This is a genomic window from Streptomyces scabichelini, from assembly GCF_011045015.1.
GTDB classification, from domain to species: Bacteria; Actinomycetota; Actinomycetes; order Streptomycetales; family Streptomycetaceae; genus Streptomyces; species Streptomyces scabichelini.
Genome location: NZ_JAAKZY010000015.1, coordinates 1 through 13,078, shown reverse-complemented (window position 1 = coordinate 13,078; position 13,078 = coordinate 1). Strand labels below are relative to the sequence as shown.

Here is a 13,078-nt window from a genome sequence, read left to right as displayed (position 1 = left end):
GGCCTGTTCTACAGCGGAATACGCGCAAACGGGAGCGGCCCTTGCGCGGATCCGTACAACGCCGTCGTCCGAAGCGGCTGCTCGCGCTCGGGGGGCTGACCTGACTGTGGCGCATTCTTTGTGTACGGGTGTACGTATCGATGTGTACGCTCGTACGCATGGGATACGCATTGCTCACCGGAGCCATCGCGGCCGAGGTCGCCGCGACGACCGCCATAAAGTACAGCGACGGCCTCAGCAAACTGTGGCCCTCCCTGCTGACGCTCATCGGATACGTCGTCTCCTTCGTGCTGCTCGCGCAGACGCTGAAAACCGTGTCGGTCGGCACGGCGTACGCGATCTGGGCCGGAGCCGGCACCGCGGCCATCGCTGCGATCGGCATGGTTTTCCTCGGGGAGGGGCTGACCACCGCGAAGGCGGCCGGGATCGCCCTGATCATCGTTGGGGTCGTGGTGCTGAACCTGGGCGGGGCGCACTGATGGGCGGCCGTGCGGTCATAGGAGTCCGCTGATGGCCCGGCGTTACGACCCCGACAGGCGCCAGCGCATCATCGACGCGGCCATCCGGGTCGTGGAGGCCAAGGGCATTGGAGGGCTGAGCCATCGCTCCGTCGCGGCCGAGGCCGATGTGCCGCTGGGCTCCACGACGTACCACTTCAAGACCCTCGACGAACTGATGGTCGCCGCGCTGCGGCAGGCGAACGAGGGCTTCGCCAAGGTGATCGCCGCGCGGGGCGGCCTCGAGGACACCGGCAGCGATCTGGCCGGTGACCTCGCCGGCCTGGTGGGCGAGTGGCTCGCGGGCGACCGTACGGCGGTGGTGCTCGAGTACGAGCTCTATCTCGCCGCCCTGCGCCGCCCCGCGCTGCGCTCCGTCGCCGCCGAGTGCGGTCAGGACCTCGCCGAACGCATCAGCCGCCGCACGGATCCGGCCACCGCACGGGCCCTGGTCGCGCTGGTGGACGGGATCTGTCTCGAGGTGTTGCTGACGGGGAGGGCGTACGACGAGGAGTACGCCCGGGAGATGCTGGCCCGTGTGATCCCCTGATCCCCTGAGCCTTCTCTGTGCGGTTTTCTCAGTGTTTTTTCTCTGTGCGGTGCGTGTGAGCCGTGAACCTTCCTCGGCCCACCGGGGAACAGGGGTGACAAGCTCGGCACGACGAAGCACGGGGAGGCCTTGTGACGGGACCACCACCGCCACCGGAGGCGCAGGACGAACGGGCGCAGAGCGAAGGGGCGCGGGACGATGCGGAGGTCGTTGCCCAGTCGCTGGAGCACCCGGAGCTGTTCGCGCGCCTCTACGACCAGTACGCCCCCGACATCCACCGGTATGTGACCCGGCGCCTGGGGGACGGCGCGGCCGACGACATCACCGCGGACACCTTCCTCACGGCGTTCCGCATCCGCGCCCGCTACGACCTGACGCGCCCCAACGCCCGTCCCTGGCTGTACGGCATCGCGGGCAACGTCATCGGCAAGCAGCGCCGCGCCGAAGTGCGGGCCCTCAGGGCGCTGGCCCGCACCGGACACGATCCCGTCGCCGCGTCATGGGTCGAGGACTCCGACAGCCGGGTGGCGGCACAGGGCCCGCTCGCCGGGGCGCTGGCCTCGCTGTCCGCCGGCGACAGACACGTACTGCTGCTCGTGGCCTGGGCGGAGCTGACGTACGTCGAGGTCTCCGAGGCCCTCGGCATCCCCGTCGGCACCGTCCGCTCCCGGCTCAACCGCGCCCGCCGCAAGGTCCGTTCGGCACTCGGCGCCGACCCCGCGTTCACACTCGACACCACGGAGGTGGCCTGACCGATGGACGAGATGACAGCGGTCCGTGAACTGCGGGCCGACGCCCCCACCCCGCACCGCACACGGCTCGTCGAAGGACGCGACCGGCTGCTGAGCGAGGCACTGCGCGGCGGCCGCGGCCGCCGGCTGCGCGCCGACTGGCGGCTCGCCGCGGTCGGGGCCGCGGCGGCGATCACGGCAGCCGCGGTGATCGGCACGCAGGTGGTCGGCGATGACGGACGTACGCAACCGGGGTCGCAGCCGGGCTACACGCTGGAGCTGGGCAGCGCGAAGGACCTGCTGAACGAGGCAGCGGAAATCATCGCGGCGCGTGCCCCCGCCAGTCCGCGCGACGGCCAGTGGGTCTACCTCAAGTCCGTCGAGACGAACACGACGGACGACGAGCAGCCGGGGCCCCGCACGAGCGAGGACTGGATCAAGTACGCCGATCCGTCCATGGAGGACGGCAAGGCGGGCGACGACCACTCGCCGCGCGAGCAGTACGCGTTCCTCAGGAGCCTGCCCGACGATCCGAAGCGGGTACGCGCCGAGGCACGCGCCTTCTTCTACGCCACCGATCCGGGCGAGACCCGTACGCAGCACGAGTACCGGGCGCTCGGCGCGATCATCAGCCGGGCGTATGTGATCGACCCCGAAGGGCTCGCCAAGGTGTACCGGGCCATGGCGACGATCCCCGGCGTGCGGGCCGCCCAGGTTCAGGACGTGGCGGGACGCGACGCGATCGCGCTCTATCTGAAGGGCGCCAGGGCGGGCTCGGGCCAGACGCTGCTCGACCCGACGACATACCTCGCCAGCGGTTACCGCTCCGTCGAGCGGACCGGCGGCGGGGGCCAGGACCGGTTCATCCTGGGCGGCGCCCGGCTCGCCATGGGGCTCGTCGACAAGAAGGGTGAGCGGCCCTGAGCCACAGCTGACCTGAGCCACAGCTGAGCGGAGCGGTGCGCCCGGCACGTGAGATGCCCGGCGCACCGGTTGGCCCCTCGCGCCCCCGGCCGGTTAGGTTTCCCTCATGACCGACACGACTGCTTCTCGCACCACCGGCGCTGTCGCCGCCGGCCTCGCCACGGTCGCCGCCGACGGCACCGTTCTCGACACCTGGTTCCCCGCGCCCGAGCTCGTCGCCGAGCCGGGTCCGTCCGGTACGGAGCGGCTGTCCGCCGAGCGGGCCGCGGAGCTGCTCGGCGGCGGCGCGACCGCGGCGACCGGCCCGGATGCCCGCCGGGGCGTCGAGGTGGTCGCGGTCCGTACGGTCATCGCCTCGCTCGACGAGAAGCCGATCGACGCGCACGACGTGTACCTGCGCCTCCACCTGCTCTCGCACCGCCTCGTGAAGCCGCACGGCCAGAGCCTGGACGGCATCTTCGCGCACCTCGCCAACGTCGCCTGGACCTCGATCGGCCCGGTCGCGGTGGACGACGTGGAGAAGGTCCGCCTGAACGCCCGCGCCGAGGGCCTCCACCTGGCCGTGACGTCCGTCGACAAGTTCCCGCGCATGACGGACTACGTGGCCCCCAAGGGCGTACGCATCGCCGACGCCGACCGGGTCCGCCTCGGCGCACACCTGGCCGAGGGCACCACGGTCATGCACGAGGGCTTCGTGAACTTCAACGCGGGCACGCTCGGCACCTCGATGGTCGAGGGCCGTATCTCCGCCGGGGTCGTGGTCGGCAACGGTTCGGACATCGGCGGCGGCGCCTCCACCATGGGCACCCTCTCCGGTGGCGGCAACGTCCGGATCACCATCGGCGAGCGCTGCCTCGTCGGTGCCGAGGCGGGCGTCGGGATCGCGCTCGGCGACGAGTGCGTGGTCGAGGCGGGCCTGTACGTCACCGCCGGCACCCGCGTCACGATGCCCGACGGCCAGATCGTCAAGGCCCGCGAGCTCTCCGGTGCCTCGAACATCCTCTTCCGCCGCAACTCGGTCAGCGGCACGGTGGAGGCTCGGCCGAACAATGCGGTGTGGGGTGGGCTGAACGACATCTTGCACAGCCACAACTAGTTCTGCACCAGCTCGTCTGGCAGGGCCGTTTGAAGCTGCGGGTTGTCCGTGGCTGGTCGCGCAGTTCCCCGCGCCCCTATGGGGCGGCGCGGGGAACTTTCTTTGTGGTGCAGGCATAGCGGGAGATGACCGCGCGCGTCACAAGGAATGCCAAGCGGGGGAGGCCCGCCGGGAAAGAGAAGGTGACGATGGATGCCCAAGGGCAGGAGCGCTTCCGGGAGTTCGTGGAGAACCGGTCGTCGGCGTTGCTGAAAACCGCCGTCCTGCTCAGTGGCGGCGACCGGCACGCCGCCGAGGATCTTCTGCAGAACGCGCTGATCAAGGCCGCGGGCCGGTGGCAGCGGATCGACGAGCCGGAGGCGTACGTACGGCGGATCCTGTACCGGCAGCAGGTGAGCCGGTGGCGGCTGAAGTGGCGAAGACGGGAGCTGACGGTCGCCGAGCCGCCCGAGGGGACGGGCGGCGGTGACGCCGCCTCCGCCGCCGAGCTGCGGATCGTCATGCGCGGGGCGCTGGCACGGCTGACCCCGCGGCAGCGGACAGTCCTCGTGCTGCGGTACTTCGAGGATCTGCCGGAGGCCGATGTGGCCCGGATCCTCGGCTGCTCCGTCGGGACCGTGCGCTCCACCACGCACCGCTCCCTCGCCCGGCTGCGCGCCCTCGCACCCGAACTGGCCGCACTCGGACTCGCCGACGCCGAAGAAAGCCCGTCCCGTGACTTCTCGCCCGTGGAGGTACGCCCGTGAACGTCGACGAACTGGTGCGTGACTCCCTGCGGGAGCAGGCCACCCAACAGCCGCCGCTGGGCCCGGGGTTCGCCGACCGGGTGCTGACGGTCCGGCGACGCCGCCGTACCCGTACCCTCGCGTCCGTCGCCGCGGCCACCGCCGCCGTGGTCGCCGTCGCGGTGGCGGTGCCGATGCTGGAGTCGGGCAAGGACGGCGATCGGCTCGCGACCGAGAGGAACGAGAGCGACATCATCGCCCACCCCGACCAGTCGCCCCCGCGCGACATGATCGCGGCAGGAGACGTCGCGCTGGCCGCGTACTACACCCGGAAGAACGTCGAGCAGACGGACGACCGTGCCGTCGCCGTCCGCGAGTACCGGCTGCTCGACCAGAAGACAGGCAAGTACGAGAAGGCGTCCAAGTGGTCCTTCATCGACATCGCCCCCGGCATGCGGACCGCCGCCGTCCTGGAGAACGACCTGCCCACCAAGCGGATCGGCCTGCTCAACCTGCGCACCGGCGAGGTCGAGCGCTGGATCCCGGTGGACCGCGGCGTCGCGGGCGTCGAGTTCTCTCCTGACGGAGACAAGCTCGTCGCGACGACGTACAAGGCGAATCCCGACCTGCGGTACAAGGTGGACTACGACAGCGACGGCGACGGCAAGAACAACGACTACGACCAGTCGCAGGACCAGCCGCGAACCGGCTTCTACGTCATCGACGTGGCCTCCGGCAAGGGATCGTGGAGCGAGGTCCCGGAGGTGGACGACAGCAACGCCCGTCAGGACTTCGCCTTCAGCCACGACGGCAAGCGGGTCTACTCCGGGCTCACCAGGGAACCCGACATGCAGTACTACGACTTCGAGGGCAACAAGGTCGACCGGCCCGCGAACGAGCGGTACACGCAGTGGTACATCGACGCGGGAGTGTCCCCGAACGGCAAACTCGTCGCGAACGACGGCGGCGCCGTCCTTGACGCCTACACCGGCGAGCGGATCGCCAAAGTGCCGGGATACCAGCCGCTCGCCTGGGTCGACAACAAGCGGCTCATCCTCTGGTACAGCGAACCGGGCGAGAACGAGCACCACAACCGGCTCGTCCTCGCCACGATCGGCAGCGACAAACTCGTACGCCTGAGTGGAGCTCTCAAGGGGAGCGACGGCGCGCCCGGACAATGGACGCCGATCTTCACCGAACGCTGATCCTCGTCGAACACTGATCAGGCGGCCACGAGCCGCTCGTACGCGGCCAGCAGCCCGTCGGCCGTCTCGCGGCCGGCGGGCCGCAGCGGTGCGCGGACCGGGCCCGCGGGCAGGCCGAGCGCACCGAGCAGGGCCTTCGCCGTGACCGTGCCGGGCAGGCCGGACGCCATCATCAGCTCGGTGAGAGGGATGGCCCGTCGCTGCCGCCGGGCGGCCTCGGCGGTGTCTCCGGCGTCGAACGCGTCCAGGATTCCCCGGAGTTGGCGGGGAGCGGCATTGGCGACGGTGCTGATGTATCCGGCGCCGCCCACCGCGTACAGCGGGAGCGTGAACTCCTCGCAGCCCGTGTAGTACGCGAGATCCGTGCGGGCCAGCACCTTCTGGGTGCCGAGCAGGTCGTACGCACAGTCCTTGACCGCCACGATCCGCGGATGCCCGGCGAGCCGCAGCATCGTCTCCGGCTCGATCCGCGTGCCGGTGCGGCCCGGGATGTCGTACAGCGCGATCGGCAGCCCGGACGCGTCCGCGACGTCCCGGAAGTGGGCCTCAAGGGCTTCCTGCGGCGGCTTGCTGTAGTAGGGCGAGACCACCAACAGGCCGTCCGCGCCCGCCTTTTCGGCCTCCTGGGCCAGCTCGATCGTGTGCCGTGTGTCGGAGGTCCCGACGCCCGCCACCACCGCGGCCCGCCCGCCGACCGCCTCGACCACGGCCCGTACGAGCGCGGCCTTCTCGGCATCCGTAGTGGTCGGCGACTCCCCGGTCGTCCCGGACAGCACCAGCCCCTCGCACCCGTCCGCGACCAGCCGCTCGGCCAGCGCCTGCGCACCGTCCGGATCGAGCCGTCCGTCCTCGGTGAAAGGCGTGATCATCGCGCAGAGGGCGCGGCCGAAGGGCGGGGTGAGTGGTGTGCTCATGTCCGTAGTCTCGGCACCCCGACCATGAAGCTCCACTTAATTCTTCTACAAGGTATACGTAAGGAATGCTGCGGAATGCCCGAACGGGCGCTCTAGGAACTCGGCGCCGTTTGAGTCACCATGGCGAGGACGGTAGTTGGTGATCGGTCACGGGAGGCGTTATGAGGCTGGGTAAGGCGCTCGCCACCGGAGTCGCGGAGGAGCAGCCGCGCGTGGAAGAGGACGAGCTTCAACTCGCTGAGGAGATCGAGGAGTTGGAGCCCGCCGTCGAAGAGGTTCCGGTCGCGCGATGAGGTGGCGGCTCCCCGAGGAACGTCCGGCGGAGCCGCCCACCGGATTCAAGATCGCCCACCCGATGCTGTCGCAGGACGGCAGCCGGGCCGGGTTCACCGGTGTGTCGCTGGGCGGCGCGCTGCCCTACGGGGTGCTGGACGAAGCCCGGTGTGTGTACGGGCTGCGGCACCGGGCACCGCATCGCCTCTGCGACTGCGGCTTCCACTGCGTGCATGACCGTACGGATGCGGAGGCGATGCTGTGCACCGCCGAGCACCGGGCGGCCGTACTCCTCGAAGTGTCGGTCCTCGGCGCGTACCTCCGCTTCGAGCGCGGGTTCCGGTACGCGCGGCAGCGGGTCCGCACCGCCACGGTCGGGCCCTGCACCTGCGGATCCGGGGCCGTGGCGCTGGCCGACGCCGGGTGGGGCAAGCCCGGCTGGCGGGCCCTGGCGGCTGCCTGTGCCGGATGCGTACGCGGCCGTCCGTCCGTGTCCCTGGCGACCTTCGCGCGGCTGGGCGGAGAGGGGCTGCGGGTACGGGCCGGCGGAGGTGCCGGACCTGCCGGTGGTGACCTGCCCGCGGGGCTCGGTGTGTCCGAGCTCGTCGCCGAGGCCGCGCTCCTGCAGGCCCGCCTCGACTGGTTCCAGAGCCAGCTGGCCCGACTGGGACGACCAGGGGAGCGCGGGACTGGGCAGGGCTGAGCGCCAGCGCCCCGTAAGGGGCGCGGGGCTGTGTCGATGTGCGGCTCCGCCGCGATGGGGGTCCCCCCGCTCGAGCGAAGTCGAGAGTGGGGGAGCGACCAGCCACGACGGACCCGCAGCTCCTGACCACATTTCCAGCGGAGCGCTTTGGCTGCGGCACGGCGGGGTACTCGGGCGTCCCGAGACGAGAGGAGGCGGGGCGCCGTGACCGAGACCATGCAGCGACGGCCGGAGGAACACCACTCGGTGGGTGATCTCGTCGGACAGGCCACCGAACAGCTCTCCGAACTCGTACGGCAGGAAGTGCGGCTCGCGAAGGAGGAGTTGGCGCAGAAAGGGCGGCGCGCCGGACGTGGCGGCGGCCTGCTCGGCGCGGCGGGCGCCGTCGCGTACGTGGGCCTGATGGCGCTGGCCGGCACGGGCGCCGCCGCGCTGTCCCTGGTGCTGTCCGTGTGGGCGTCGGCGCTCATCGTCACGGGCGTGCTCTTCGTGATCGCGGGCGTCCTCGGCCTGACCGGCCGTGCGCAACTGCGCCGCGCGGCGCCACCCCTGCCCGAGGAGACCCTCGACAGCGTCCGGGCCGACGTCGACGAAATCAAGGAAAGGGCGCATCGATGAACGAGCGGAAGGGCGCGGAAGCCGAGGGGACCGCGAAGGCGGCCCAGGGCGCCAAGGGCCCGGAGGAGTTGCGACAGCAGATCGCGGAGACCAGGGGACAACTCGGCGACACCGTCGAGGAGTTGGCGGCCAAGGCCGATGTACGGGCCCGCGCGCGTGCGCGGCGCGCCGAGCTCAAGGGCAAGGCGTCCGAGGCCGGGCACACCGTGCAGGGCAAGGCGGCGCAGGCCGGTCATGTGGCGCAGGAGAAGGCGGCGCAGGTCCGGCACGTGGCGCAGGAGAAGGCCGCACACGCCGGGCACGCCGTGCAGGGCAAGGCGACTCATGCCGGGCACGTCGTGCAGGAGAACGTCCCGCAGCCCGTCCGCACCGCGGCGAGCACGGTCATACAGGCCGGCTTGCGGCATCCCCGGCCGGTACTGATCGCCGGAGCCGGTGCCGTGGTCGCGGCGGGGATCCTGCGGCGGCGGCACCACACCCAGCAGCCCAGCCACCGCGGGTTCCGCGGTCTCAGCGGTTTCAGCGGTCTCCGCTGATGAACGGAGATCACAGCCTCCGCCAGCCTCCGTACTTGACCTGAACTTTGGTTGAGGTCGGAGGGTGGGTGCTGCTCACACCGAGCGCCGAATCCCTGGAGGCTGTGATGACCCGCCGTACCGACGCGCACCCCGACATGACCCGCCCCGAGGTGGAAGCCCCGTTCTTCAGCACCTGGCGGGTGGGGACGCCCGAGCGGCAGAAGGTGACCGTGGAGGCGATCGCCTCCACCTGGGAGAGCAGGCCCTGGCCGACCGAGGGCCTGCTCGGTTACTACGTCTACACCGGGCACGACGGAACGACGCTCCTGCATCACTCTCAGTGGGCGGACGAGCAGTCGTACGAGGCATTCGCGAAGACCCATCGGCAGGAGCGCGTCGACGAGATCGACACCGCCGTGCCGGGGATCGAGCGGCTGAGCCTCGGACGGTACCGGCGCTACCGCAGCCGCGAGCGTGCGGCCGGTGACACTCGCACGCCCGGGCTCATCGTGACCGTGCGGATCGACTTCGAGGGCTCCGAGGGCTTCGAGGGCTTCGAGGGCTTCGAGGGAGAGGCCGCCGAGCGGCGGCGCGACTGGGTCGACTCCGTCTTCACTGCCATGTCCGCGGCTCCTGAGGACGACCGCGGCCTCGTCGCCGCGCACTTCCATCTGAGCACCGACGGCACCCACGTCCTGAACTACGCCGAGTGGGAGAGCGAGCAGTCGTACGACGAGGCCCTGGCGGTTTCGGAGCCCGCGCCGGAGTGGGAGGCCGTGCGGACGGCTCCCGGGGTGAAGTTCACCGGCAGCCGCTACTCATACGCACTCGGCCTCGTGCCCCAGTGACGCCTTTCTCGGATCTCCTCACCCTCACCTGACTCCTTTCTCGGACCCTCTCACCGAAAACTCGAACCGTCTGGACAAAAAAAGTTTTCGGTGAGACGGTGAAGTCATGTTGGACGTCACCGTGATCGAGGACCCGGCGGCAGCCGCCGCATCCCTGGACCCCAAGAGGGCCCAGCTGCTCGCCGAGCTGGCGGCAGGCCCCGCGTCGGCCACCATGCTGGCCGGCAAGGTCGGGCTGCCGCGCCAGAAGGTGAACTACCACCTCAAGGCGCTGGAGCGGCACGGCCTGGTAGAGCTGGCGGGGGAGCGCCGCAAGGGCAACGTCACCGAGCGGCTGATGCGGGCGACCGCCGCGTCGTACGTCATCTCGCCGCTCGCGCTGGCCTCCCTGCAGCCCGACCCGGACCGCTTCCGTGACCAGCTCTCGGCCCGCTGGCTGCTCGCGCTCGGCGCCCGGCTCGTCCGGGACGTCGGCTCGCTCATCACGGGTGCGGCGAAGGCCCGCAAGCGGCTGGCGACGTACGCGCTCGACGGCGAGGTGCGCTTCGCCTCGGCGGCGGACCGGGCCGCGTTCATAGAGGAACTCACGCAGGGCGTGGGCGCGCTCATCCGCAAGTACCACGACGGGGACGCGGAGGGCGGGCGCGATCACCGGATCGTCGTCGCCGTCCACCCCACGGTCAAGCCCACAGCCAAGCCCACAGCCAAGCCCACGGTCGACGACCAGCCGGCCCCGGAACTGAACCAGTAGTGCTCAGGAGCCCACCATGTCCAAGGAATTCGAGATCGCCCGCGAGTTCGAGATCGATGCCACGCCCCAGCAGGTGTGGGACGCCATCACCAGCGGCACGGGCGGCTGGCTGTGGCCCGCGGAATACGAGCCGCGCGAGGGCGGTGACGCCGGCATGGGCCACACCGTCACCGTCTGGGATCCGCCGCACCACTTCACCGTCCGTGCGGAGAACCTGCAGGAGATCGTCCCGACCCAGGCGCTCAACCAGCTCGACCACACCATCGAGCCGCGCGACGGAGGCCGCCGCGCCTGGATGCGCTATGTGCACAGCGGCATCTTCACCGACGACTGGGACAACCAGTACGACGGCGCCAACAAGCACACCGACTTCTACCTGCACACTCTGCGTGAGTACGTGACGCACTTCGCGGGCCGCGCCGTCACGTTCACCACGCTCGAAGGCCCTGAGGCGTCCAAGGCGCCCGACGCCCTCACCACCGCAGGACGCGCCCTCGGTCTGCCGGACGACGCCGCGGAGGGAGCGCGGGTGCGGGCCCAGGGACCGGACGGCCGGAGCCTGGACGCGGTGGTCGACTTCCGTAACCCGTACTTCATCGGGCTGCGCACGGACAACGCCCTTTACCGCTTCTTCGGACGCAACCACTGGGGCGCCCCGGTCGGCATCAGCGTCCACGACTTCGCGGCCGGCGCCGACGCCAAGAGCAACGAGATCGCCTGGCAGGGCTGGCTGAACGGCGTCTTCGCCTGAGCCCGGACACGTCGGCGTACGAGACGAGCCCGGCCCCCCGGACGACGGGGCCGGGCTCGTCCGTGCGCGGGAGCTGCGGCACTTACGGCCTGAAGCGCAGCACCTGCGGGTCGTGGTCGCTGATCTGGTCGGCGAACTCCGCGTTGATGTGCACGCTGTCGTAGGTGAAGTCGCAGTCCTTGCGGATCGACGGGCTGATCAGGATCTGGTCGAGAACCTGGCTGTTGCCCTGGAAGTCGTAGCTGTAACGCTCGCTCTTCGGCAGGGACTTGATGGCCGACCAGAGGACGCCGTCGTCCTCCAGGAGCTTCGTGGTCTCGGAGAACTCGAAGTCGTTGATGTCGCCGAGCGTGACGACGGACGCGTTCCTCTGTGCCGCGAGGATGTCCTTGACGAAGGCGTTCACCGACTTCGCCTGAAGGTGGCGCTGGGTCTCCGAGGAGCGGACCGGCGGCTGGTACTGGGAGTGCAGCGCCTGGTCACCGCCCTTCGACGCGAAATGGTTCGCGATCACGAAGACCGTCTTGCCGCGGAAGGCGAACTCACCCGCGAGTGGCTTGCGGCTGTTCTTCCACGCCTCGTCCGCCGGGTCGATACGGCCCGGGGACGCCGTGAGGCGCGCTTTGCCGTTCGCCTTCGTGACGCCCACGGCGGTCGTCGCGTCGCCGCCCGCGCGGTCGGTGAAGGAGACGCGCTCCGGGTTGAAGAGGAACACCTGGCGTATGTTGCCGCCCGGCTCACCGCCGTCCGCGAGGTCGACGGGGTCGATGGACCGCCACTCGTACGCCGGACCGCCCGCCGCCCCGATCGCGTCGACCAGCTTCTGCATCGTCTGGTCGGCGGCGACCGTACCGTCCTTCGTCGCCCCGTTGTTGTCCTGGATCTCCTCCAGGGACACGATGTCGGGCGACCGCAGGTTGTCCACGATCGCGGCCGCGTGATCGGCGAAGGAGTCGTCCGTCGGATCGAGGTTCTCGACGTTGTACGTCGCCACCGCCAGCTCACCGCGATCCTGCTTGCGGGTCGTCTCGCGCTTCAGGCCGCCGTCGGTGACCGTGCCGAGGGTGCGGGCGGTCAGCGTGTAGCCGCCGAACTGGGTGTAGTCGAGCGGGCCCTCCGTGGTGCCCGCCAGGGTGTCGCCGACGTTCGCGGTCGGGAACGGCTCGGTGGCGGTCGGGATCAGCGACTGGACCTGGAGCCGGCCGGTGTTCTGCGAGGAGTACGAGCCGTAGACGGTGCCGCCGCGGCGGTTCGGGTTCTCGTACGGCTTCACCGTCACCCACAGCTCGGAGAACGGGTCGGTCGCGGTGACCACACGGGACGAGCCGATCTTGACGTTCATGCCCTCCAGGGACTCGTAGAAGTCGAGGGCGTACTTCTTCGGCTGCAGGGCCAGCCCGTTGAGCGAGCCGTTCGCGGCCGCATCGCCCGCGGGCGTGTACGCGTCCGGCACGGAACGGCTGCTGACGACCGCGGCCGCCGGGAGCGCGTTGCCGCTCGACACCACCGTCACCGTCGGCCTGGTGATCTCCGTGACCGACTGGTTGCCCGAGGAGGCACCGCCCGGCACGAACTCCGTGACCGTGCCCGAGACCTTCACCGAGTCCCCGACGGCGACCTTCGGCGTGGAACTGGTGAAGACGAAGATTCCTTCGCTGGTGGCCGGGTTGTCGTCCGCGGCCGGGTCCTGGATCCAGAAGCCCCGGGACGAACCGTAGGTCCGCACCCCGGTCACGACACCGGTCACGTCCGTGACCTGCTGGCCCGCGAGCGGGGATGTCCGGGTGCTGCCCTGGATGTCGTGGACGGCCACGGCATCCGCATGGGCGGAGCCGGTGAGTACAACGGCGGAGACGGTGGAACAGACGGCGGCGACAGTGAGCGCGGCTATGCGCGCGGAAGACTTGCTCGGCAACGGGATCCCTCCGGGGACATACGTGGGTGCCGGGACGAGGGTGGAGCAGGGGGGAGATG

Annotated in this window: 16 protein-coding genes; 14 read left to right on the top strand and 2 right to left on the bottom strand. The window is 70.5% G+C overall.

From position 1 onward, the window contains the following. Positions 1–158: 158 nt before the first annotated feature. From G5C60_RS07115 to G5C60_RS07085, 7 genes are all read left to right on the top strand, one after another. Positions 159–479 carry a DMT family transporter gene (locus tag G5C60_RS07115; RefSeq protein WP_165255802.1) on the top strand — a complete coding sequence of 107 codons (321 nt, stop codon included), beginning with the start codon at positions 159–161 and terminating at the stop codon, positions 477–479. Positions 480–510: 31 nt separating this feature from the next. Further along, the gene (locus G5C60_RS07110; RefSeq protein WP_165255800.1) at positions 511–1,047 is read left to right on the top strand and encodes a TetR/AcrR family transcriptional regulator; all 537 of its coding nucleotides are present in this window, start codon (positions 511–513) and stop codon (positions 1,045–1,047) included. 131 nt (positions 1,048–1,178) lie between these two features. Then, positions 1,179–1,799 (top strand): sigma-70 family RNA polymerase sigma factor, encoded by a 621-nt coding sequence (locus tag G5C60_RS07105; RefSeq protein WP_165255798.1) that lies wholly within the window; start codon positions 1,179–1,181, stop codon positions 1,797–1,799. 3 nt (positions 1,800–1,802) lie between these two features. Then, positions 1,803–2,702 (top strand): CU044_5270 family protein, encoded by a 900-nt coding sequence (locus tag G5C60_RS07100; protein ID WP_165255796.1) that lies wholly within the window; start codon positions 1,803–1,805, stop codon positions 2,700–2,702. Between the two features lie 106 nt (positions 2,703–2,808). Further along, entirely contained in the window at positions 2,809–3,798 is a 990-nt protein-coding gene (gene dapD, locus G5C60_RS07095; protein ID WP_165255793.1) for a 2,3,4,5-tetrahydropyridine-2,6-dicarboxylate N-succinyltransferase, read from the top strand. Between the two features lie 188 nt (positions 3,799–3,986). Then, a complete protein-coding gene (locus G5C60_RS07090; RefSeq protein ID WP_165255791.1) occupies positions 3,987–4,544 on the top strand; it encodes a SigE family RNA polymerase sigma factor in 558 nt (185 codons plus the stop codon). Next, on the top strand, positions 4,541–5,728 hold the full coding sequence (locus tag G5C60_RS07085; RefSeq protein ID WP_165255788.1) for an SMP-30/gluconolactonase/LRE family protein: 1,188 nt from the start codon (positions 4,541–4,543) through the stop codon (positions 5,726–5,728). The genes G5C60_RS07090 and G5C60_RS07085 overlap by 4 nt, the downstream gene beginning before the upstream one ends. A gap of 17 nt (positions 5,729–5,745) precedes the next feature. Here G5C60_RS07085 and dapA read toward each other — a convergent pair whose 3' ends face one another. Continuing rightward, positions 5,746–6,642 carry a 4-hydroxy-tetrahydrodipicolinate synthase gene (gene dapA, locus G5C60_RS07080; RefSeq protein ID WP_165255786.1) on the bottom strand — a complete coding sequence of 299 codons (897 nt, stop codon included), beginning with the start codon at positions 6,640–6,642 and terminating at the stop codon, positions 5,746–5,748. A gap of 161 nt (positions 6,643–6,803) precedes the next feature. Here dapA and G5C60_RS53015 point away from each other — a divergent pair, with 161 nt between their 5' ends. The 7 genes from G5C60_RS53015 (at position 6,804) to G5C60_RS07050 (ending at position 11,104) form a co-directional block, all read left to right on the top strand. Next, positions 6,804–6,935: a hypothetical protein gene (locus G5C60_RS53015; protein ID WP_277611110.1), complete on the top strand. Its 132-nt coding sequence runs from the start codon at positions 6,804–6,806 to the stop codon at positions 6,933–6,935. Next, the gene (locus G5C60_RS07075; protein ID WP_165255784.1) at positions 6,932–7,618 is read left to right on the top strand and encodes a hypothetical protein; all 687 of its coding nucleotides are present in this window, start codon (positions 6,932–6,934) and stop codon (positions 7,616–7,618) included. The genes G5C60_RS53015 and G5C60_RS07075 overlap by 4 nt, the downstream gene beginning before the upstream one ends. Before the next feature lie 204 nt (positions 7,619–7,822). Beyond that, positions 7,823–8,236 carry a phage holin family protein gene (locus G5C60_RS07070; RefSeq protein WP_420907348.1) on the top strand — a complete coding sequence of 138 codons (414 nt, stop codon included), beginning with the start codon at positions 7,823–7,825 and terminating at the stop codon, positions 8,234–8,236. Beyond that, on the top strand, positions 8,233–8,772 hold the full coding sequence (locus tag G5C60_RS07065; RefSeq protein WP_165255782.1) for a DUF3618 domain-containing protein: 540 nt from the start codon (positions 8,233–8,235) through the stop codon (positions 8,770–8,772). Before G5C60_RS07070 ends, G5C60_RS07065 begins: the two co-directional genes overlap by 4 nt. A 107-nt stretch (positions 8,773–8,879) precedes the next feature. Beyond that, complete coding sequence (locus tag G5C60_RS07060; protein ID WP_165255779.1) at positions 8,880–9,602, top strand: antibiotic biosynthesis monooxygenase; 723 nt, start codon at positions 8,880–8,882, stop codon at positions 9,600–9,602. 106 nt (positions 9,603–9,708) lie between these two features. Continuing rightward, positions 9,709–10,353, top strand: coding sequence for an ArsR/SmtB family transcription factor (locus tag G5C60_RS07055; RefSeq protein ID WP_165255777.1), 645 nt, complete (start codon positions 9,709–9,711; stop codon positions 10,351–10,353). A gap of 16 nt (positions 10,354–10,369) precedes the next feature. Further along, positions 10,370–11,104 carry an SRPBCC family protein gene (locus G5C60_RS07050; protein ID WP_165255775.1) on the top strand — a complete coding sequence of 245 codons (735 nt, stop codon included), beginning with the start codon at positions 10,370–10,372 and terminating at the stop codon, positions 11,102–11,104. Positions 11,105–11,186: 82 nt separating this feature from the next. On the opposite strand, the gene G5C60_RS07045 is transcribed toward G5C60_RS07050, so the two are convergent. Next, entirely contained in the window at positions 11,187–13,019 is a 1,833-nt protein-coding gene (locus tag G5C60_RS07045; RefSeq protein WP_165255773.1) for an endonuclease/exonuclease/phosphatase family protein, read from the bottom strand. Between the last annotated feature and the right edge of the window lie 59 nt (positions 13,020–13,078).

What these genes read in the sequence shown, in the direction of transcription:
- G5C60_RS53015 (WP_277611110.1), top strand. Translation starts at nt 6,804, where the DNA reads ATGAGGCTGGGTAAGGCGCTCGCCACCGGAGTCGCGGAGGAGCAGCCG.
- G5C60_RS07065 (WP_165255782.1), top strand. Translation starts at nt 8,233, where the DNA reads ATGAACGAGCGGAAGGGCGCGGAAGCCGAGGGGACCGCGAAGGCGGCC.
- G5C60_RS07100 (WP_165255796.1), top strand. Translation starts at nt 1,803, where the DNA reads ATGGACGAGATGACAGCGGTCCGTGAACTGCGGGCCGACGCCCCCACC.
- G5C60_RS07110 (WP_165255800.1), top strand. Translation starts at nt 511, where the DNA reads ATGGCCCGGCGTTACGACCCCGACAGGCGCCAGCGCATCATCGACGCG.
- dapA (WP_165255786.1), bottom strand. Translation starts at nt 6,642, where the DNA reads ATGAGCACACCACTCACCCCGCCCTTCGGCCGCGCCCTCTGCGCGATG.
- G5C60_RS07075 (WP_165255784.1), top strand. Translation starts at nt 6,932, where the DNA reads ATGAGGTGGCGGCTCCCCGAGGAACGTCCGGCGGAGCCGCCCACCGGA.
- G5C60_RS07050 (WP_165255775.1), top strand. Translation starts at nt 10,370, where the DNA reads ATGTCCAAGGAATTCGAGATCGCCCGCGAGTTCGAGATCGATGCCACG.
- G5C60_RS07055 (WP_165255777.1), top strand. Translation starts at nt 9,709, where the DNA reads ATGTTGGACGTCACCGTGATCGAGGACCCGGCGGCAGCCGCCGCATCC.
- G5C60_RS07060 (WP_165255779.1), top strand. Translation starts at nt 8,880, where the DNA reads ATGACCCGCCGTACCGACGCGCACCCCGACATGACCCGCCCCGAGGTG.
- G5C60_RS07090 (WP_165255791.1), top strand. Translation starts at nt 3,987, where the DNA reads ATGGATGCCCAAGGGCAGGAGCGCTTCCGGGAGTTCGTGGAGAACCGG.
- dapD (WP_165255793.1), top strand. Translation starts at nt 2,809, where the DNA reads ATGACCGACACGACTGCTTCTCGCACCACCGGCGCTGTCGCCGCCGGC.
- G5C60_RS07115 (WP_165255802.1), top strand. Translation starts at nt 159, where the DNA reads ATGGGATACGCATTGCTCACCGGAGCCATCGCGGCCGAGGTCGCCGCG.